This is a genomic window from Comamonas thiooxydans, assembly GCF_002157685.2.
Lineage (GTDB): Bacteria > Pseudomonadota > Gammaproteobacteria > Burkholderiales > Burkholderiaceae_C > Comamonas > Comamonas testosteroni_H.
Map to the genome: position 1 here is coordinate 2,584,272 of NZ_AP026738.1, position 18,348 is coordinate 2,602,619.

Genomic DNA, 18,348 nt, shown 5'->3' on the forward strand with positions numbered 1-18,348 from the left:
CACGATATGCAACGACGCCACTTTCTGGCCGCGGCAGGCTTGACGGCCATGCACGGGATCTCGCCGGCAAGCGAGACCGAAGCGCGGTTGCCCAAGACCCCGATCCGAATCATTGTGGGATTTCCGCCAGGTGGCGGAACCGACGTCATGAGCCGCGTGCTCTCGCAGCAGTTGAGCCTGCGCTGGAACCGCACCGTGATCGTTGAAAACAAGGCCGGTGCTGCGGGCGTCATTGCAGCGGAGTATGTTGCGAAGCAGCCGCCGGACGGCGCTACCCTGCTGATGACCAATTTCAGCAATCACACGATTGCTCCCAGCCTGTATCCCAAGATCGGCTATGTCGCGGAGCGCGACTTCACGCCCATCGTGCTGGTGGGCACCACGCCCTGCCTGCTCATCTGCCGCAAGGAGCAGCAGGCGCAGACCCTGGCCGCCGTCATCCAGCGCTGCAAGGAAAACCCGGGCACGGTGAGCTTCGGATCGTCGGGGCCTGGCTCCATCCAGCATCTGGCGCTGGAGATGTTCCAGCTGCGCGCTGGCGTGAAGGCGCTGCACACGCCATATCGAGGCTCCGCACCCATGATTTCGGATCTGATGGGGGGGCAGATCGACTACAGCTTTGAAACCATGACTTCGGCCGCTCCCCATGTGAAGAGCGGCAAGGTGGTGGCAATTGCCCAGACGGGGCTGGCACGCGCCAAGGCGCAGCCGGACGTCGCCACGGTGGCCGAGAGCGGGTTCCCTGGCTTTGACGCCAAGGTCTGGTATGGGCTGGCCGGCCCGCGCGGCCTGCCGGATGCGCTGGTGCAAGCCATGAACAAGGATGTCAACGAGGCGCTTCTGGTACCCGCGGTGGCAGAAAAACTGGTGTCATTCGGCGCAGAAGATGGGGGTGGATCGGCCGCGCAATTCACTGCCTTCATCGCCAGTGAAAAGAAGAAATGGACGCAGGTGATTCGCGATGCAAAGGTAACGGCTTGATGAGCATGAGCATGGAAAAATTCGTATTGAACCAGACCCTTCCACAGGATCACGCCCAGGCTGCACTCGTGGGGCGCGTCTGGCTGGCCGGGACGGACAGTGAGAAAAGCATTGCGGGGCCCCGCGTCGTGGCTGCGCGCAATGGCCGACTGATAGATCTGAGCGAACAGGTGGCCACGTTCTCGGCACTGCTGGAGCGTGAGGACCGCCTGGCGCTGGCTACTGGCGCAGCGGGCACCGACCTGGGTCCCGTGGAGGAGTGGCTCAGAAGCAGCCTGGCGCATGGGGGCGATCCGCAATATCCGCATCTGCTGGCGCCCTGCGACCTGCAGGTCGTCAAGGCGGCGGGCGTAACCTTTGCGGCCAGCATGCTGGAGCGCGTGATCGAGGAGCAGGCGCGGGGTGAGCCGGAGAAGGCCCATGCCATACGGGCTTCGATGACGGCCGTGGTCGGAGAAGACCTTTCGACGATCCAGCCGGGTTCGAAGGAAGCCCGCAGGCTCAAGGAGGTGCTGTCAGCCCAGGGGCTGTGGTCGCAGTACCTCGAGGTGGGCATAGGGCCCGATGCCGAGGTGTTCACCAAGGCGGCGCCGCTGTCGTCGGTAGGGCATTGCACGGCAGTCGGCCTGCACCCGGCCTCGCACTGGAACAACCCGGAGCCGGAAATCGTGCTGGCGGTGAACTCGCGCGGCGAGATCGTGGGAGCCACCCTGGGCAACGACGTGAACCTGCGCGACTTCGAGGGCCGCAGCGCGCTGCTGCTCGGTAAGGCCAAGGACAACAATGCCTCCTGCGCCATCGGGCCGTTCGTGCGCCTGCTGGACCAGCACTTCACGCTCGAGGACGTAGCGTCCGCCGAGGTGCAGCTGACGGTCTCCGGCACCGACGGTTTCGTTCTGCACGGCAGCAGCTCCATGCGGTACATCAGCCGCTCGCCCGAGAGTCTGGTGGGGCATGCGATGGGCCGGCACCACCAGTACCCCGACGGCATCTTCCTGTTCTGTGGAACCATGTTTGCCCCGACCGAAGACCGTGGTGCGCCGGGAGCCGGCTTTACCCACCAGGTGGATGACCAGGTCTGCATCTACAGCGCCAGGCTGGGCGGATTGTTCAACCCCGTCGGGCTCAGCGACCAGCTGCCAGCCTGGACCTTCGGCATCGGCGCGCTGATGCGCAACCTGACCGCGAGAAAGCTGATCTGACATGAGCTTGCCAATGAATCTGCCGCCGAATCTACCGAGTATTGGTTTCATCGGCATAGGCCTGATGGGCGAAGCTATGACGCTGCGCCTGCGCGACCTCGGCTACCCGGTCTTTGTCTGGAACCGCGAGCCCGAGCGCCTGGCCGCGGTGGCGGCTGCGGGTGCCACGCCGCTGGCATCGCCGGCCGAGGTGGCCCGGCAGTGTGACGTATTGCTGATGTGCGTGCTCGACGATGCCGCGGTCGACTTCTGCACGCGGGGGCCGCAGGGCATAGCCCAGGCAGGCACTGCTGCGGGCAAGCTGGTCATCGATTTCTCGACCATTGCGCCCCGCACCACGCGGGAGCTGGCAGCCCACGCGCTCCAGCATGCCGGCATGGGCTGGATGGATGCGCCGGTGTCTGGCGGGCCGCAGGCAGCGCGCGATGGCCTGCTCACCATCATGGCGGGCGGCAGCGCGGAGGATTTCGAGCGGGCGCGTCCGGTGCTGGATGCGCTGGGCAGCCAGGTGACGCTGATGGGGCCGGTCGGCGCCGGCCAGACGGCTAAGATCATCAACCAGGCCATTGTCGGCGTGGGCTTTGTGCTCATGAGCGAGGCCGCCTTGCTGGCCGAGGCCTCGGGCATCGACGCGGCGCGGCTGCCGGCCTGCCTCAAGGGCGGGTTTGCGGACAGCGTGCTGCTGCAGAAGGTCTATCCGCGCATCCACGAGCGCCGCTTCGATCCGCCCATAGGCTATGCACGCCAGCTGGCCAAGGACATGGATGCGGTGCAGGCCTTCGCCCGCGAGGCCGATTGCGATCTGCCCATGGTGGAGCAGGCGGCGCGGCTCTTCGCACGCTATGTGGAGGGCGGTGCCGCGATGGCCGATTCGGCCTCCATCATCCGTCTGTACGAAACCGGGCAGGCCCAAAACCAGGATCGCCAGGCCGGTGACGAGGGAGAGGGCGCATGAAGCAGACCATCACCTGCGTCGAAGACCTGCGTGTGCTGGCGAAAAAGCGCGTGCCGCGCATGTTCTACGACTATGTGGACGTGGGCTCCTGGACCGAGAGCACCTACCGGGCCAATGCAGCGGACTTCCAGAGCATTCTGCTGCGCCAGCGCGTGGCGCTCGACCTGTCGCGGCGCTCGGTGCGCTCGACCATGGCGGGCCAGGACGTGGCGATGCCGGTGGCGATCGCGCCCACGGGCCTGACCGGCATGCAGCACGCCGATGGCGAGATCCTGGCCGCCCGCGCTGCCAAGGCCTTCGGCGTGCCGTTCACGCTGTCCACGGTCAGCATCTGTTCCATCGAGGATGTGGCCGAGGGAACGGGAGGCCATCCCTTCTGGTTCCAACTGTATGTGATGCGCGACCGCAAGTTCGTGCAGCGGCTGATACAGCGGGCCGAGGTCGCGCAGTGTTCGGCCCTGGTGGTGACGCTGGACCTGCAGATCAGCGGCCAGCGCCACAAGGACCTGAAGAACGGGCTTTCCGCGCCCCCGAAGCTCAGTTTGCTCAATCTGCTGAACATGGCCGGCAAGCCGCGCTGGTGCCTGGGCATGCTGGGCACCCGGCGGCACAGCTTCGGCAACATCATCGGCCACGTCGACGGCGTGGACAACATGACCTCAATGGCCGAATGGAGCTCGCAGCAGTACGACCCGGCGCTGAGCTGGGAGGACATCGCCTGGATCCGCCGCCTGTGGAAGGGAAAGCTGATCCTCAAGGGCATACAGGACGTGGAAGATGCGCGCCTGGCTGTGGCCAGCGGCGCCGACGCGCTCATCGTCTCAAACCATGGCGGGCGGCAACTGGACGGAGCACCTTCTTCCATCCGCGCACTGCCGGCGATTGCCGAGGCGGTGGGCCGGCACATCGAGGTCCACATGGACGGCGGCGTGCGCTCGGGCCAGGACGTGCTCAAGGCCATTGCCCTGGGCGCCAAGGGCGTCTACATCGGGCGGGCCATGCTCTACGGCCTGGGTGCCATGGGCGAGCAAGGCGTGGCCAGGACGCTGGAAATCATCCGCAAGGAGCTTGATCTGACGATGGCGTTCTGCGGAAAAACGGATATCAGGGAGGTGGACGCATCCATTCTGCTTTCCTCTTGAGAACGATTTTTCAAAATACTTAACCGGAGACACTCATGAACCATTCCCCCGTAAAAATCATGTCGGCGGCTCGCCGCAAGCAACTGCTTGCCGGCATCGGCCTGCTGGCGTTGGCCGCCGCGCCCACGTTTGCCCAGACAGCGGCATACCCGCAGCACCCGATAGAGCTGGTCGTGCCCTACCAGGCCGGTGGCGGCGCCGATGTAATGGCCAGGGCCTTCTCCAAGGCCGCTGCCAAGGTGATGCCCCAGGGCATCGTCGTCGTCAACAAGCCCGGTGCGGCTGGCGTGATCGGCTGGCAGGAAGTCATCCGCGCCAAGCCGGACGGCTACAAGCTGGCGCTGACCACGGTGGAGGTGACCTTTCTGCACTACCTGGGCCTGGCCAAGTTCGACCAGCATGCGCTGCGGCCCATTGCCAAGCTGAATGCGGACCCCGCCGTGGTCGTGGTGCGCAGCGATGCGCCATATTCCAGCATCGAAGACTTCCTGGCACTGGCGCGCAAACCCGATTCCAATGTGCAGATAGGCAACGCTGGCCAGGGTTCGATGTGGCACATGGCCTCGGCCGCACTGGCCGAGAAGGGCAAGGCCAGGTTCAACTACATTCCGTACCAGGGCGGATCGCCGGCACTGCTGGCGCTGCTGGGCGGACACATCGATGCCGTGATCGCGAGCGCCCCCGAGGTCATTCCCTATGTGAATGCGGGCAAACTCAAGGCACTGGGAGTCATGTCTGAAAAGCGGATCAAAGGGCTGGGGAACACGCCCACAATGCGTGAGCGGAACATGGATCTGGTGCTGGGAACCTGGCGCGGGCTGGCCGTTCCCAAGGACACACCAGAGTCCGTAGTCAACGCGTTGAGGGAGGCTGCGCAAAAATCCATGCGCGATCCAGAGCTGCGCCAGGTGATGGAAAAGCAGTTCTTCACCACCGATACCTATGAGGATGCACCCACATTTGCCGTAAGCATGGACAAGGAAAGCGCGGAGCTCAAAGTGGTTGCCAACGGTATCTCCCTGCGTCCTTGAGTACATGGAGGTTCACTCCGAAATGCAAGGTAGAAAAAGAGGGCGGATGAAATCTTGGACTATTGAGAGGTGGTTCATGTATTCCTACGAAGACCGAGTCCGGGCGGTGGCGCTTTTCATTAAGCTAGGCAAACGAGTCGCCGCAACAATTCGAGCGCCTATCCATCGAGTGCTTGCGAACTCGAGCGCTCGCTACGCTTCACAGCTTGCTGTTTGAATGTCGAGACCACAGGAGCTTGGTAGTGGGTACTGAGCTTCTTAGACTGGCTAGCACCGACTTGGTCGGAGGCCTCAGCAAAGCAGTTGTGTTCGCAGCCCTCGTGACACGACGACCCTGTGGCGACAGCTGCAGCCCCTGATCCTGGCCTCCGTGCCTTTTGATAGAGGCGGTACGTCAGCGATGACGCTGCCCTCAATGGCCTCCTGTTCGTGCTGCAAGCAGTTGTTCCATGGGAAGACCTTCCTCAATCCTTTAGATAGCGAAGCGGCATGACTTGCTGGCGGCGCTTGCTCGACTGGAACGCTGCTGGTGTCTGGCCGCAGTTGCATCAGTCCATGTTGACCCGCTTGCGTGAACACGAGCAGATTGATGGGTGCCGGGCCAGCATTGATGGCTCCTCGGTGCAAAGCCCCAGGGGTCAGGAAACGGGCCCAACCCGACGGACAGGGGCCAGCCCGGCTCCAAGCGACACATCGTGTCGGACCCACACCGATAAGAGCCAGGAGCGTGCTGCTCGAGTGTTGGATCGGAGCCTCACCAGCGAATGCCATCAGGGCCAGCAGGCATGCCAGCCTTATTACGGTTGCTCCAACAGCAATTTGCCGTCGCGGGCCACGATCTGGCCGTTGGCGATGACCAGTGAGCGGACGGGGCGAGCGGCTACGGCGTGGGCGGGAGTTTGAGCGGGCACCAGCACCAGATCGGCTCGGTTTCCGGGTGCGAGGCCATAGTCGGCGAAGCCGCAGACCTCAGCACCCGTGTGGGTGACACAGTGCAGAGCTTGTTCCACTTCATCGTCGCGGCGCAAGTTGTAGCGCATGCCGATGAACATGGCGCGTTCCAGCATGTCTGGGCGGCCATAGGGCGACCAGGTATCGCGGATACCGTCGTTGCCACCAGCCATCAGCACGCCGGCGCGCTGGCAAGCGCCCAGTGGCGGCACGATGCGCGAAGGCGGCGCACTGGTGACCAGCGAGACTCCCAGCCTGGCCATGCGTGCCAGCAGCGCGCTGCACTGGGCATCGTTCACATCGCCCAGGCAGAAACCGTGGCTGATAACCACCTTGTTTTGCAGGCCGTGGGCTTCGGTACGGTCCAGAATCAGCTTGAGCGAGAAGGCTCCCATGTCACCGGGCTCGTGCAGGTGGATGTCGAGCGGCTTGTTGTGGCGCTCGGCGATCTCGAACAGCACGTTCAGCGACTGAGCCGGGTCCAGGTCGATGGCACAGGGGTCCAGACCGCCCAGCACGTCAGCCCCCATGGCCAGGGATTCATCCAGCAACTGTGCCGTGCCTTTGCGCTGCAGCAGGCCCGATTGCGGGAACGCCACCACCTGAATGTCTTGCCAGGGCGCCATGTCCGCGCGGGTCTGCAGCAGGCCCGCCACATGCCGGGTGCCAATTTCCGTATCCACGTCGGCGTGGCTGCGGATGCGCGTGGTGCCCAACGCGAGAAACTCGCGAGCCATGCGCAGCGACTGGCTCGCACTGTCGTGCTGGGCCTGGGCACGGTAGGCACGCTCGTTGTTGATCTTGTCGACCAACTGGTTGCCCACCTCGTTGACGTACCAGTCCTGGCCCCAGAGCGTCTTGTCCAGGTGGGTGTGGGATTCGATAAGGCCGGGCAGTAGCAACTGACCCAGGCCATCGATGCGCTCAGTACCCTCGGGTGTATTCAGAGAGGTGCCGATGGCCGCAATACGGCCGTGCTCGATTAACAGGTCGCAGGCTGGCTGGCCCATGGGGCGAACGTTCTGCAGTAAAAGGCTGGAAGTGCTCACGTTGAATGTTTCCTGTAGCGATGGAACCTATCGCACCGCGCCGATTTCGGGCGTTGCGATCTGGCGCATCTTCTGGGCGTCTGTCAGGATCAGCTTGGCGAAATCAGCGGGCGTACCGCCCGATTGGCCAATGCATGCTTGGTCGAGCATTTTGATGACTTGGGGTTCGCGCATCACTGCATTGATCTCGGTGCTCAGACGTGTCACCACAGTGTCCGCCACCCCCTTGGGGGCGAAGATGCCGGTCCATACGCCGAAGTCATAGTTGGGCAGGGCCTTGCTCGCCGACATGGCGGGGATGCCATTCAGGACTTCGCAGTTGGTCTTCGAGGTGGTGCCCAATGGCTTGACCTTGCCCTCTTTGAGGAAACCCAGCACCGAAGGCACCATGAAGTAGCCGTAATCCACATTGCCGCCGATGATGTCGGTCAGCATGGGTACGGCGCCCTTGTAGGGGACGTGCTGTATCGACACCTTGGCCTGCTGGTTCAGCATTTCACCGGCAATGTGCAAGGCCGTGCCAATGCCGGAGGACGCGAAGGTGTCAGCACCAGCCTGGGTCTTGGCGCGCGCGAGCATGGCCTCGACCGAGGTGACTGGCACCTTGGGACCGGCGACCAGCACCATGGGCATGACACCTACCAGCGTGACCGGGCGCAGGTCCTTGGTGCCATCGTAGGCAATGGCGTTGTTGAAGTGGCGGGCCAGCACGATTTCGCTGTTGGATGCCAGGATGATGGTGTTGCCGTTTGGTTTGGCACGCACCACACGCTGGGTGGCGATGGTGCCGCCAGCGCCGGCCACGTTGTCCACGATCACCGGCACGCCCAGGCGGCGGGACAGCGGCTCGGCGATCGTGCGCGCCAGAGTGTCGGCGGATCCACCGGCGGTGAAACCCACCACCAGGGAGATGGGGCGGTCAGGCCATGCGGCGTGGGCTAAGACAGATGTACCAGCTAGCGACAGGGCCGCCAGGGCTTTGAGAGGAAAAGCGGGAAATTGCCCCATGGATAACTTTCTAGGGAACAGAAAAATGCCTCAGGCCGGCATGTGCCTGGCAGGCGACGAAGAACATCCACTGATGAGAGCGACGACGATGAAGGCCAGGGTGTCAAAGGCCTGGGCAACACTGCAATAAACAGGTTTCATGGCTCGTCTCTCTTACTTCCAGGGCTGGTCATAAAATGGTTAACCAAATTCTATATTTTGGTTAACCAAAATTTCAGATCTGGCAAATATTTATGCAGGTATTGCGCGTAAACCCTGATATCTAGTGGTGACTGACCGTCTAACTTGAATGCAGGGTGTCCCCGTGCCGCTAAGATTTCACGCTTGTTGTCTTTGTGTTGTCCATGTCCGCTTCCTCCCGCCGCCTTGCCCCCAATGTCCCCAGCGAAGAGCCTGTAGCCGACGGCACAGGCAGCGTGGACGAGCGCGTCTATGAGGCAATCTCGCGGGCGCTGCTGAGCGGCAAGCTACGGCCCGGCACGCCTTTGCGTGAGCGGGCGCTTGCCGAGGCGCTGGACTGCACCCGTGGTGCCGTACGCAAGGTGCTCGCCCGCTTAGGGACTGAAAAGCGACTGATCCTGGAGCACAACCGTGGCGCCTTTGTGCCCAACCCGACGGTCGAGGAAATGCGCAGCATCTACCGTGCACGGCGCATTGTCGAGGCAGGTCTGGTCACCAGCCTGTGCGGCCGGTTGAGCAGCACGCAGATAGAGGTGCTGCAGCGCCATGTGCAGGCGGAACAACAGGCGCTGGAGGAAGGGCGCCGAGCAGACTCTATCCGGCTGGCCGGTGAGTTCCATCTGGTGCTGGCGCAAATGGCGGGCAGCGATGAGTTGCTGTCATACATACAACGTTTGGTGGCCACTACCGAGTTGTACAAAGCCTTATTCGACAGCGTGGCCGCGACCGCATGTGCCCCCCGTGAGCACCAGGAGATCATCAACGCCTTGCTGGGTGGTGCACTCGATAAAGCGTTGGCCGTGGCCATGACTCACCTGGATGAGCTGGAGCAGCGGGTGATCGCTGGCGCGGTGGTCGAGCGCGAAGTTGATCTGGTGACCTTGCTGACTAAAGAAGGCGGGGCGGCTCTCTGCGCCAATATGAACGCATAGTAGTCCACGCAATGGCGTCGAGACCGGCGGTGAGGTCGCCAAGGTGCGGAAATTTTGAGGAGTGCTTCAGTACGAGGAGCAACAGCTCAAGCTCAAAAAGAAAAGGCTCGCACAGGATGTCGAGCCCTGAATAAAAAGCCGGTGCTTTTTAGCTTGTTGGAACTAATGGGCAAGAGAGGACGTAAAAATTCCAACCACGGCGCTAATGCTAAATTGTGAGATATTCATATTGAGGATAAATTCTGATCATTTTTTCCCCATGGGGCTTCGCTAAAACACTGTGATAGATAATCGATCATTGCCTGAACTCGAGCAGGGCGCCTACGTCCTGGAGGTGTTACTATGTGCAATGCAATGGGATTGATTTGCCAATCTTCCATGACTTTAACTAGTCGGCCCTCTTGAAGTTCCTTCCATATAAGAAACTCGGGCTGTAATGCCAGTCCTATCCCTGCCAGCAGCGCAGGAGTTAAGGCCTCTGCATTATTTACGCGCAGAGGCCTCACCATTGATTGAGAAAAATCTCCGTGTAGCTTGTGATTAAACTGCCAATTTGGTCCTTGATGAGAATAAGCATATTGCAGTGCGCGATGTGTCACTAGATCCCGAGGATGATGTGGCTGTCCATGCTGCTCAAAGTATGCAGGGGTCCCAACCAAATGAATGGGGACGGTGCACAAACGACGGGCCAACATGCTGGAGTCTGCAAGAGTGGAGATACGCAGTGCAAGGTCGAAGCGATTGGCAACGAGATTGATGATTTCGTCGCTAAAGTCAATGTCTAGACTTACCTCTGGATTGGCTTGCATGAAAGCGGGAAGCAAGGGCGCTAAGTAAGAGAGCCCAAAGGACATTGGTGCGGAGATTCGCACGGTACCACACAGCTTTGTTGCTTGTTCAGCGAGGACTGCTTCGACAGTCTCTCCTTCTTCGAGTATGCGGGTCGCATACTCCAATGCGGCTAATCCACTTTCGGTGAGTGATATACGGCGCGAGGTCCGGTGAAAAAGCGTAGTTTTCATCCGCTTTTCTAGGCGGTTAACTGCCTTGGAAACGGTTGCCTGTGAAAGTGAAAAATCTGAGGCAGCACGAGCAAAAGATCCCGTCTCAGCGATTTTTGCAAAGATGGCCCAAGCCTCCAAATCTGGCAGTTTTTTCATATTACTCATGAATTCAATCTAGGAAAGTAGATTGATTTTTTGTACGTCATGAAATTGATGCAGTACTCAATTTCTTCATGCCAGGGAATACTGGCGACCTCTTCAAGCATTGAATCATCCTTTAAAAAAGACCCGAGAAGTACATTTGCATCACCCTGTAATTGGAAAAGCAGGAATTCCAATTCTTCTCTTCTGCAGGGGGTGGAAGGGTGCCTACACTGCCACCCATAGTCCATCTTTGAAGAATCTCGTCATGATCGAACGCCGTCCTTATGACAGCCTTGGTGGTGCTGACCATGGCTGGCTTGAGTCAAAGCATCATTTCTCGTTTGCTGAGTATCGCGACCCCAAGCGCATGCACTGGGGGGCGCTGCGGGTGTGGAATGACGACACCATCGCGCCGGGCTCGGGCTTCCCACCTCACTCGCATGCTGACATGGAAATCATTACTTATGTGCGCGAGGGTGCAATCACCCATCGCGACAACTTGGGCAACCTTGGCCGTACGGTAGCAGGCGACGTACAGGTGATAAGTGCCGGCACGGGGGTGCGCCACTCCGAGTACAACCTTGAGCCCGGCGTCACGCGTATTTTCCAGATCTGGGTCCTTCCCAGCCAGCGCGGTGAGCGTCCTGCTTGGGGCACCAAGTCCTTTCCCAAGCACAACCGTGCAGGGCACTTTGTGACGCTGGCCAGCGGTGAAAAGGGCGATGAAGACGCGCTACCTATCCGCGCCGATGCTCGTGTGCTGGGGGTCACGCTCAAGGCGGGACAGAGAGCCGAATACCAGTTCGCCGACGGTGACCGTTACGGCTACTTGGTGCTGTCCAAAGGCCGTGCCGATGTCAATGGCGTGATGCTGGATAACCGCGACGGCGCTGCCATCCATGGCGAACACACCATAGCTGTTGTCGCCAGCGAGGACACTGAGTTGGTGCTGGTTGATGCAATCGAATTGGTCTGAGTGGCTTATTGCTGCCGACTTAGTCGCTCTATTTCATTATTGACGGGGGCCTTGTGCGGCTGTCCCTGCCAGTCTAGCCGGCGCGTGCCCATTCGGGCTCCACACCGGGCAAATGCCGCCGCTTTCCATCTACACCTGAAGGAAGAGACCATGTCCAGCAAGTACACCGAAGTTCTGACTCCCCAAAACAGCCAACTCATCTTCATTGACCAGCAGCCGCAAATGGCCTTCGGCGTTCAGTCCATCGACCGCCAGGTGTTGAAGAACAACGTCGCGGGCCTGGCCAAGGCAGCCAAGGTCTTCAACATTCCGACAACCATCACCACGGTGGAAACAGAAGGCTTCTCAGGCCATACCTATCCCGAACTGCTGAGCGTGTTCCCCGAAAACAAGATTCTGGAACGCACGTCGATGAACTCCTGGGACGACCAGAACGTGCGTGATGCTCTGGCTGCCGGCGCTGCGCAGGGTCGCAAGAAGATCGTGGTCTCGGGTCTGTGGACGGAGGTCTGCAACCTGGGCTTCGCCCTGTCGTGCATGCATGACACCGACTACGAAATCTACATGGTGTCTGACGCCTCGGGCGGCACATCGCTTGAAGCTCACGAGCGCGCCATGGATCGCATGGTGCAGGCCGGCGTGGTGCCCGTGACTTGGCAACAGGTGTTGCTGGAATGGCAGCGCGACTGGGCGCGCAAGGGCACTTACGACGCGGTGATGAACATCGTGCGCGAGCACTCGGGCGCCTACGGTATGGGCGTGGACTACGCCTACACCATGGTGCACAAGGCTCCTGAACGCGTGCAACACGGCCAACGCATCGGCCCCAACCCAGCTAAGTAAGTTCAAGTGCTTGCCAGGCGGGCTTCACGATGGACTGCTTGGCTTCCCGTACTTGCATCGGCGCAGCCAGCACCTTGTGTGCGGCTGCGTTTCCCTCTTGCTTGCCTAACTACCATACCGAGGCGATCCACCTATGAAGCTCTATATCCTATCTCTTGGCACGGGCCTGCTGGTCGGCATCATCTATAGCCTGTTGAACGTGCGCTCGCCGGCTCCGCCACTCATCGCTTTGTTGGGACTGCTCGGAATGCTGGTGGGCGAACAGCTTATTCCAGTAGGCAAAAAACTACTGAGTGGTAGCGCCTTTAGCACTGCCTGCAACGAAACCCAGGCCACGGCATCCGTACTTGGGCAATTGCCTGGCCGGCAGGCCGCCGACAAATCGGCTGCAGGCCCGCAAGCGTAGCAGCACTTAATCCCGTGATGCCTTCTGCGTACTGCTGATGTGAAAGTCCTTTCAGTAGTGCCGCAGGCACAGGCATCCCATGAAAGAAAACGCATGACATCCCGTCGAGATATCCTGGGTGCCGCGACAACGCTGGCACTGGGTAGCTTATTGGGGCGCAACGCCTCTGCAGCCGATCACCAAGGAGCATCTACCATGTCCGATCCCCATCCTGACGCCATTTTTTTTAACGGCCAGATCACCACACTGGACCGTAGCAAGCCCGTGGCCAGCGCCGTGGCCGTCAAAGCCGGTCGCTTCGTCGCCGTCGGTGACGATCAGGAAGTCCTGGCGCTGGCGGGCGACAAGACCCGGCGCATCGACCTCCAGCGCAAAAGCGTACTGCCCGGTCTGTTCGACAATCACACCCACGTGGTGCGTGGCGGCCTGAACTACAACATGGAGCTGCGCTGGGACGGCGTGCGCTCGCTGGCCGATGCTCTGGACATGCTCAAGCGCCAGGTAGCCATTACCCCGGCGCCGCAATGGGTGCGCGTGGTGGGGGGCTTCACCGAGCACCAGTTCGTCGAGAAGCGTCTGCCTACGTTGGCAGAGATCAATGCGATTGCGCCCGATACGCCGGTGTTCCTGCTGCACCTGTACGACCGCGCACTGCTCAATGGTGCTGCGTTGCGCGCCGTGGGCTATACCAAGGACACACAGTCGCCTCCCGGAGGCGAGATCGTGCGCGATGCAGGCGGAAACCCCACTGGTCTGCTGCTGGCCAAGCCCAACGCCACTATTCTCTATGCGACCCTAGCCAAGGGGCCCAAGCTGCCGCTGGACTACCAGGTCAACTCCACGCGCCACTTCATGCGTGAGCTCAATCGCCTGGGCGTGACCGGCGTGATCGATGCGGGCGGGGGCTTCCAGAACTATCCCGAGGACTACGAGGTGATCCAGAAGCTGGCCGATGCCAACCAGATCACCGTGCGCCTGGCCTACAACCTGTTCACCCAGAAGCCCAAGCAGGAGAAAGAGGACTTCCTGAACTGGACCCGATCGGTCAAATACAAGCAAGGCGACGACTACTTCCGCCACAATGGTGCAGGTGAGATGCTGGTGTACTCGGCAGCCGACTTCGAGGACTTCCGCGTGGAACGCCCCGACATGCCTCCCGAAATGGAAGGCGAGCTCGAAGAGGTGGTTCGGGTGCTGGTGCAGAACAAGTGGCCCTGGCGCCTGCACGCGACCTATGACGAGACCATCTCGCGTGCACTTGATGTGTTCGAGAAGGTCAACCGCGACACGCCGCTGACGGGAATCAACTGGTTCTTCGATCATGCCGAGACCATCTCCGACAAGTCCATAGACCGCATCGCCGCGCTGGGCGGCGGCATTGCCGTGCAGCACCGCATGGCCTACCAGGGTGAGTACTTCATCGAACGCTACGGTGCCAGAGCTGCCGAAGCTACGCCGCCCGTCAAGCGCATTCTGGAAAAAGGCGTCAAGGTTTCGGCCGGTACCGACGCCACGCGTGTCGCCTCCTACAACCCCTGGGTGTCGCTGTCGTGGATGATCACCGGCAAGACAGTGGGTGGCACGCAGATGTACCCCCAGCGCAATCTGCTGGATCGCGAGACGGCCCTGCGCATGTGGACGGAAAACGTGGCCTGGTTCAGTAATGAGGAAGGTAGGCGCGGCCGCATTTCCGTGGGGCAACTGGCCGACTTCATCGTACCGAGCAAGGACTTCTTCAAGGTGCCCGAGGACGAAATCTCTTTCCTGACCTCGCACCTCACAGTGGTAGGAGGCCGCGTGGTCTATGGTGAGGGGGAGTTTGCAAAACATGACGGCAACCCGCTGCCACCTGCCATGCCGGACTGGTCGCCCACGCGACTGTTCGGCGGTTATGCAGGCTGGGGGGATCCTGAAGGTGCGGGCAAAAATTCACTCAACCCGGCCCGCTACCGGAGCATGGCTGCAGCCTGCGGCTGCGGTACGAGCTGCGGCATGCACGGACACCAACATGCCGATGCCTGGGCGTCGAGCGTGCCGGCCTCCGACCCGAAGAGCTTCTTCGGCGCGCTGGGCTGCTCTTGCTGGATGGCTTGACATGATGCTCTCCCTGAGCCGCTACGCGGCTTCCCCGGAAAGTGGCATGCTCGGTGTCCGCGCATTGGGCCGTGCCGGTTTTCTGGCACGGAGGGATTGGCTAGATGGCTTGATTGGAGATGTTCCATGAATACTTCAACATCCAGTTTCTCGGATCGCCTGGCTGCCATGGCGCGCCCCGTCTTCGGCGGCGCTGCCATGCGCTGGATTGCCTGCCTGGGCCTGTGCGCAGCCTATCTGCAGGGCGGGCTGGTCAAGCTCACCGACTTCCCGGGCGCCATCGGCGAGATGGAGCATTTCGGCCTGGCGCCGGCGCCCTTGTTCGCGGTGCTGGTGATAGCGCTGGAGCTGGGGGCTTCGGTGCTGATCCTCATCGGGCGGCTGCGCTGGCTGGGTGCACTGGCCCTGGGCGGCTTCACCTTGCTGGCCACGCTGCTGGCGCTGCGCTTCTGGGAGCTGCCTGCGGGCCAGGAGCGCTTCATGGCGGCCAATTCCTTTTTCGAGCATCTGGGCCTGGTCGGTGGTTTTCTGCTGGTAGCCTGGCTGGATCTGCAGGGCAAGGAGAAGGAGGCTTTATGACGGCTGCCAACAACGCATCTCCGGTTGCCGGGCCTGCCCCGGGGCTTTGGGCGCAGTGCCGCGCGCCCGTGCTGCTCACCATCGTGGGCGGCGCCATAGATACGATTGGCTTCATTGCGCTGCTGGGTTTCTTCACGGCCCATGTGACCGGCAACCTGGTGCTGGCCGGTGCGGCATTCGTCAAGGGCGGTGCGGGCCTGTGGATCAAGCTGGGTGCGATCCCGCTGTTCATCGCGACGGTCATGGTCACCAAGACTTGGATCGACCATTGCCGGCAGTCCCATGTGACGCTGGGTTGGCTGTTCGTGGCCGAGGCCGTGTTCCTTACCGGCTTCATGAGCGCTGGCTTGCATTTTGATCCGTTCCGCGATCCTGGTGCCAGCACGCTCGCTTTGACCGGTGGCCTGGGCCTGATGGCGCTTGCCATACGCAATACGGCCAGCAAGACGCTGACCAAGCACATCAGTCCCAGCACCATGATGACGGGCAATACCACGCAATTCGGCATCGACCTGTCCAACTACGTGCGCCAGCCCAGCAGCGAAAACCGGCAGGCAGTCTTCAAGAGCGGCAGCATCATCGTCGGCTTTGTCACGGGCGCCTTCCTGGGGGCAGTGCTCTATATGTACATCGGGTTTTGGAGCGTGCTGCCCTTCATGCTGGCTGTGCTGTATCTGTCCAGCTTGTCCTTTCGCCGGCAATTTATCTGACGCAGGGTATGGTCATGAACAAGAGCCGCCTGGAATCCTTTAGCGACGGGGTCATATCGGTAAGCCTGACGCTGATGCTCTACCAGATCCAGCTGCCGGCTGAGTTCACCTGGAGCGGGCTGTGGAAGGAGGCGCACAACTTCTTCGGCTATGTGCTCAGCTTCATCTATGTCGGCATCTACTGGAACAATCACCATCACCTGTTCCAGATGGTGCGCGGCATCAACGGCAGGATCATGTGGGCCAACCTTCACCTGCTGTTCTGGCTGACGATGATCCCCATCACCACTACTTGGGCCGGTAAGTCCGGGCTGTTGGCGTTGCCCACTGCGCTTTACGCAGGGGTGCTATTCATGTGCGCGCTCTCATACTGGATGCTGGAGAGGGTCATCATCATCTCGGAGGGCAAGGACTCTGTGCTCGCGAGCACCCTCGGCCGGGACTTGAAGGGGAAGATTTCCCTTCCCATATACGCCCTGGCCATCGTCGTCAGTTTCTACAGCACCGTGGCCGCCTTTTCAATTTTCACGGCTATGGCCGTACTCTGGTTCCTGCCCGACTCGCGCATTGAAAAATACCTGACGCAGAATGATGGCAAGTAGCCCAGGGGATACCCCTTCCGTACTGACGCCGTCTCTAGGCAGCTTGTGCTGCCGACAAGGCGGAAGTGCACCGGATTCATCAAATTTCAAAATTGGAAAGCTCTTCATCCGATGCAAGCATTGCAAGGTGTGACTTGGCTGCTTGTATTGCAGCTTACCGGCGAAGCTCTGGCCCATCTATTCAACCTGCCATTCCCTGGCCCGGTGGTAGGCATGCTGCTTCTAGTGATATCGCTACGCTTTCAGGTAGTGCGTGAACCGGTGCATGCGGCGGCCAGCTATTTGCTATCGCATCTGTCGCTGCTGTTTGTACCCGTGGGCGTAGGCGTCATTACCCATCTAGATCTGCTCCGTGACTATGGACTCAAGCTGATGCTGGTCATTGCCTTGTCCACCTGGGCAGGAATGGCCGTCACAGTGCTGCTGGTACGGGCCTTGATGCGCGACCAGCTCGAGACCAAGAAGGAGGACTCTACCGATGCCTGATTTTGTCCAGCTCTGGGTCTATCTCTCGTCGGCACCGCTGTTTGGGCTGACTGCGACACTAGCCGTCTATGTGATGGCGCACGGACTGTACGTACACTCTGGTCAATCACCCTGGGCCAATCCAGTGCTGTGGTCTGTCGTGGTGCTGGGCTCGGCGCTGATGCTCACGCAGGTGCCGTATCCCACTTACTTTGCGGGCGCGCAGTTCATTCACTTTCTGCTGGGGCCTGCAGTCGTGGCATTGGGATTCCCTTTGTGGGAGCGACGTGAAGACTTGTTGCGCAACTGGGGGCGCTTTCTGATCGCAGCACTGGCAGGAGGAACTACGGCGGCCCTGGTTGCGGTGTGCTTGGGTTGGGCAGTGGGTCTGCCGAGTGAGGTTCTGCTTTCTTTGGCACCAAAGTCCGTCACGGCTCCGGTAGCTATGGGCGTGGCGGAAAAGATTGGTGGCGTTCCTGCTCTGGCGGCCGTGTTCGCAGTTTTGACGGGTTTGGTCGGAGCTTTGTCTGCCCGAGCTCTATTCCGAATCCTGGGCGTTGGAACTAGCAATGTGGATTGGGTCGCTCGTGGCTTTGGATTGGGTACGGTGTCGCATGGTATCGGTGCAGCACGAGCACTTCAGGTGAACGCAGACGCCGGTGCATACGCGGGCTTGGCATTGAGCTTGCAAGTGCTGCTCGCCGCGCTGCTGATGCCACTAGTTGCGCGGTGGCTCTAGGCGCAACGAATAAGGGCTGCCCAAGCGTATTTTTGATTGCTTGATATTCGTTGGCACTAGCTGTCAACTTGTTCCTTGAACGACTCGTCGAAATTGGCTAGGGCTTATCACCGCCGGGCTTGGAGATAGGCAGTTGGGCGAACTGAAGTAGAGAGGATGCACGTCGCATTCCATGGGTGATTATCTGCGCCTTGACTCTAAGTGGCTCAATGCTTTGACAGAACCATTGCCTGACCGCACAACGAAGCATCGTCATTTGCGGACCTCCACGCGTCTGATGACGGCCGCTGTGCAAAAGTTTTTGCAGTTAACTCTCCAGCGTTGCGCTCGATAACTGGCTTCAGAGCGCCGCAAC

General features: G+C 60.7%; 18 protein-coding genes and 1 pseudogene. 16 read left to right on the top strand and 3 right to left on the bottom strand.

Features of this window, described 5'->3' with window-relative positions; all coding sequences use genetic code 11:
* Positions 1–6 precede the first annotated feature (6 nt).
* From CTR2_RS11890 to CTR2_RS11915, 6 genes and pseudogenes are all read left to right on the top strand, one after another.
* Positions 7–981, top strand: a complete 975-nt coding sequence (locus CTR2_RS11890) for a Bug family tripartite tricarboxylate transporter substrate binding protein (RefSeq protein ID WP_087083874.1) — start codon at positions 7–9, stop codon at positions 979–981.
* A gap of 11 nt (positions 982–992) precedes the next feature.
* Entirely contained in the window at positions 993–2,183 is a 1,191-nt protein-coding gene (locus tag CTR2_RS11895; RefSeq protein ID WP_087084626.1) for a fumarylacetoacetate hydrolase family protein, read from the top strand.
* A gap of 13 nt (positions 2,184–2,196) precedes the next feature.
* Positions 2,197–3,138, top strand: coding sequence for an NAD(P)-dependent oxidoreductase (locus CTR2_RS11900; RefSeq protein WP_087083872.1), 942 nt, complete (start codon positions 2,197–2,199; stop codon positions 3,136–3,138).
* Entirely contained in the window at positions 3,135–4,280 is a 1,146-nt protein-coding gene (locus CTR2_RS11905) for an alpha-hydroxy acid oxidase (RefSeq protein ID WP_087083870.1), read from the top strand. Before CTR2_RS11900 ends, CTR2_RS11905 begins: the two co-directional genes overlap by 4 nt.
* 35 nt (positions 4,281–4,315) lie before the next feature.
* Positions 4,316–5,311 carry a tripartite tricarboxylate transporter substrate binding protein gene (locus CTR2_RS11910; protein WP_087083868.1) on the top strand — a complete coding sequence of 332 codons (996 nt, stop codon included), beginning with the start codon at positions 4,316–4,318 and terminating at the stop codon, positions 5,309–5,311.
* Positions 5,312–5,645: 334 nt separating this feature from the next.
* A pseudogene (locus CTR2_RS11915) lies at positions 5,646–6,015 on the top strand (transposase); the annotation flags it as partial.
* 93 nt (positions 6,016–6,108) lie between these two features.
* Here the strand turns inward: CTR2_RS11915 and CTR2_RS11920 are convergent.
* Both CTR2_RS11920 and CTR2_RS11925 read right to left on the bottom strand, forming a co-directional pair.
* The gene (locus tag CTR2_RS11920) at positions 6,109–7,311 is read right to left on the bottom strand and encodes an amidohydrolase family protein (protein WP_087083866.1); all 1,203 of its coding nucleotides are present in this window, start codon (positions 7,309–7,311) and stop codon (positions 6,109–6,111) included.
* A 27-nt stretch (positions 7,312–7,338) separates the two neighbouring features.
* Positions 7,339–8,319, bottom strand: coding sequence for a Bug family tripartite tricarboxylate transporter substrate binding protein (locus tag CTR2_RS11925; RefSeq protein ID WP_087083864.1), 981 nt, complete (start codon positions 8,317–8,319; stop codon positions 7,339–7,341).
* Positions 8,320–8,663: 344 nt separating this feature from the next.
* On the opposite strand from CTR2_RS11925, the gene CTR2_RS11930 reads away from it, so the two are divergent.
* On the top strand, positions 8,664–9,431 hold the full coding sequence (locus CTR2_RS11930; RefSeq protein ID WP_087083862.1) for a GntR family transcriptional regulator: 768 nt from the start codon (positions 8,664–8,666) through the stop codon (positions 9,429–9,431).
* A gap of 224 nt (positions 9,432–9,655) precedes the next feature.
* On the opposite strand, the gene CTR2_RS11935 is transcribed toward CTR2_RS11930, so the two are convergent.
* Positions 9,656–10,591, bottom strand: coding sequence for a LysR family transcriptional regulator (locus CTR2_RS11935; protein WP_087084625.1), 936 nt, complete (start codon positions 10,589–10,591; stop codon positions 9,656–9,658).
* Between the two features lie 253 nt (positions 10,592–10,844).
* On the opposite strand from CTR2_RS11935, the gene CTR2_RS11940 reads away from it, so the two are divergent.
* From CTR2_RS11940 to CTR2_RS11980, 9 genes are all read left to right on the top strand, one after another.
* The gene (locus CTR2_RS11940) at positions 10,845–11,555 is read left to right on the top strand and encodes a pirin family protein (protein WP_087084624.1); all 711 of its coding nucleotides are present in this window, start codon (positions 10,845–10,847) and stop codon (positions 11,553–11,555) included.
* Between the two features lie 150 nt (positions 11,556–11,705).
* A complete protein-coding gene (locus CTR2_RS11945; RefSeq protein ID WP_087083858.1) occupies positions 11,706–12,398 on the top strand; it encodes a hydrolase in 693 nt (230 codons plus the stop codon).
* Between the two features lie 133 nt (positions 12,399–12,531).
* A complete protein-coding gene (locus CTR2_RS11950) occupies positions 12,532–12,804 on the top strand; it encodes a DUF1427 family protein (protein ID WP_087083856.1) in 273 nt (90 codons plus the stop codon).
* A gap of 195 nt (positions 12,805–12,999) precedes the next feature.
* A complete protein-coding gene (locus CTR2_RS11955; RefSeq protein ID WP_217896240.1) occupies positions 13,000–14,898 on the top strand; it encodes an amidohydrolase in 1,899 nt (632 codons plus the stop codon).
* Positions 14,899–15,066: 168 nt separating this feature from the next.
* Entirely contained in the window at positions 15,067–15,477 is a 411-nt protein-coding gene (locus tag CTR2_RS11960; protein WP_409021394.1) for a DoxX family protein, read from the top strand.
* The gene (locus tag CTR2_RS11965; RefSeq protein WP_087083850.1) at positions 15,474–16,187 is read left to right on the top strand and encodes a YoaK family protein; all 714 of its coding nucleotides are present in this window, start codon (positions 15,474–15,476) and stop codon (positions 16,185–16,187) included. The genes CTR2_RS11960 and CTR2_RS11965 overlap by 4 nt, the downstream gene beginning before the upstream one ends.
* 14 nt (positions 16,188–16,201) lie before the next feature.
* Entirely contained in the window at positions 16,202–16,789 is a 588-nt protein-coding gene (locus CTR2_RS11970) for a TMEM175 family protein (RefSeq protein ID WP_254913370.1), read from the top strand.
* 111 nt (positions 16,790–16,900) lie between these two features.
* A complete protein-coding gene (locus tag CTR2_RS11975; protein WP_087083846.1) occupies positions 16,901–17,275 on the top strand; it encodes a CidA/LrgA family protein in 375 nt (124 codons plus the stop codon).
* On the top strand, positions 17,268–17,993 hold the full coding sequence (locus tag CTR2_RS11980; protein WP_087083844.1) for an LrgB family protein: 726 nt from the start codon (positions 17,268–17,270) through the stop codon (positions 17,991–17,993). The genes CTR2_RS11975 and CTR2_RS11980 overlap by 8 nt, the downstream gene beginning before the upstream one ends.
* Positions 17,994–18,348: the final 355 nt, after the last annotated feature.

Coding starts and splice junctions, on each gene's coding strand:
- CTR2_RS11930 (WP_087083862.1), top strand. CDS start 8,664: ATGTCCGCTTCCTCCCGCCGCCTTGCCCCCAATGTCCCCAGCGAAGAG.
- CTR2_RS11935 (WP_087084625.1), bottom strand. CDS start 10,591: ATGAAAAAACTGCCAGATTTGGAGGCTTGGGCCATCTTTGCAAAAATC.
- CTR2_RS11955 (WP_217896240.1), top strand. CDS start 13,000: ATGTCCGATCCCCATCCTGACGCCATTTTTTTTAACGGCCAGATCACC.
- CTR2_RS11980 (WP_087083844.1), top strand. CDS start 17,268: ATGCCTGATTTTGTCCAGCTCTGGGTCTATCTCTCGTCGGCACCGCTG.
- CTR2_RS11905 (WP_087083870.1), top strand. CDS start 3,135: ATGAAGCAGACCATCACCTGCGTCGAAGACCTGCGTGTGCTGGCGAAA.
- CTR2_RS11970 (WP_254913370.1), top strand. CDS start 16,202: ATGAACAAGAGCCGCCTGGAATCCTTTAGCGACGGGGTCATATCGGTA.
- CTR2_RS11960 (WP_409021394.1), top strand. CDS start 15,067: ATGGCGCGCCCCGTCTTCGGCGGCGCTGCCATGCGCTGGATTGCCTGC.
- CTR2_RS11900 (WP_087083872.1), top strand. CDS start 2,197: ATGAATCTGCCGCCGAATCTACCGAGTATTGGTTTCATCGGCATAGGC.
- CTR2_RS11940 (WP_087084624.1), top strand. CDS start 10,845: ATGATCGAACGCCGTCCTTATGACAGCCTTGGTGGTGCTGACCATGGC.
- CTR2_RS11925 (WP_087083864.1), bottom strand. CDS start 8,319: ATGGGGCAATTTCCCGCTTTTCCTCTCAAAGCCCTGGCGGCCCTGTCG.
- CTR2_RS11890 (WP_087083874.1), top strand. CDS start 7: ATGCAACGACGCCACTTTCTGGCCGCGGCAGGCTTGACGGCCATGCAC.
- CTR2_RS11945 (WP_087083858.1), top strand. CDS start 11,706: ATGTCCAGCAAGTACACCGAAGTTCTGACTCCCCAAAACAGCCAACTC.
- CTR2_RS11910 (WP_087083868.1), top strand. CDS start 4,316: ATGAACCATTCCCCCGTAAAAATCATGTCGGCGGCTCGCCGCAAGCAA.
- CTR2_RS11975 (WP_087083846.1), top strand. CDS start 16,901: ATGCAAGCATTGCAAGGTGTGACTTGGCTGCTTGTATTGCAGCTTACC.
- CTR2_RS11950 (WP_087083856.1), top strand. CDS start 12,532: ATGAAGCTCTATATCCTATCTCTTGGCACGGGCCTGCTGGTCGGCATC.
- CTR2_RS11965 (WP_087083850.1), top strand. CDS start 15,474: ATGACGGCTGCCAACAACGCATCTCCGGTTGCCGGGCCTGCCCCGGGG.
- CTR2_RS11895 (WP_087084626.1), top strand. CDS start 993: ATGGAAAAATTCGTATTGAACCAGACCCTTCCACAGGATCACGCCCAG.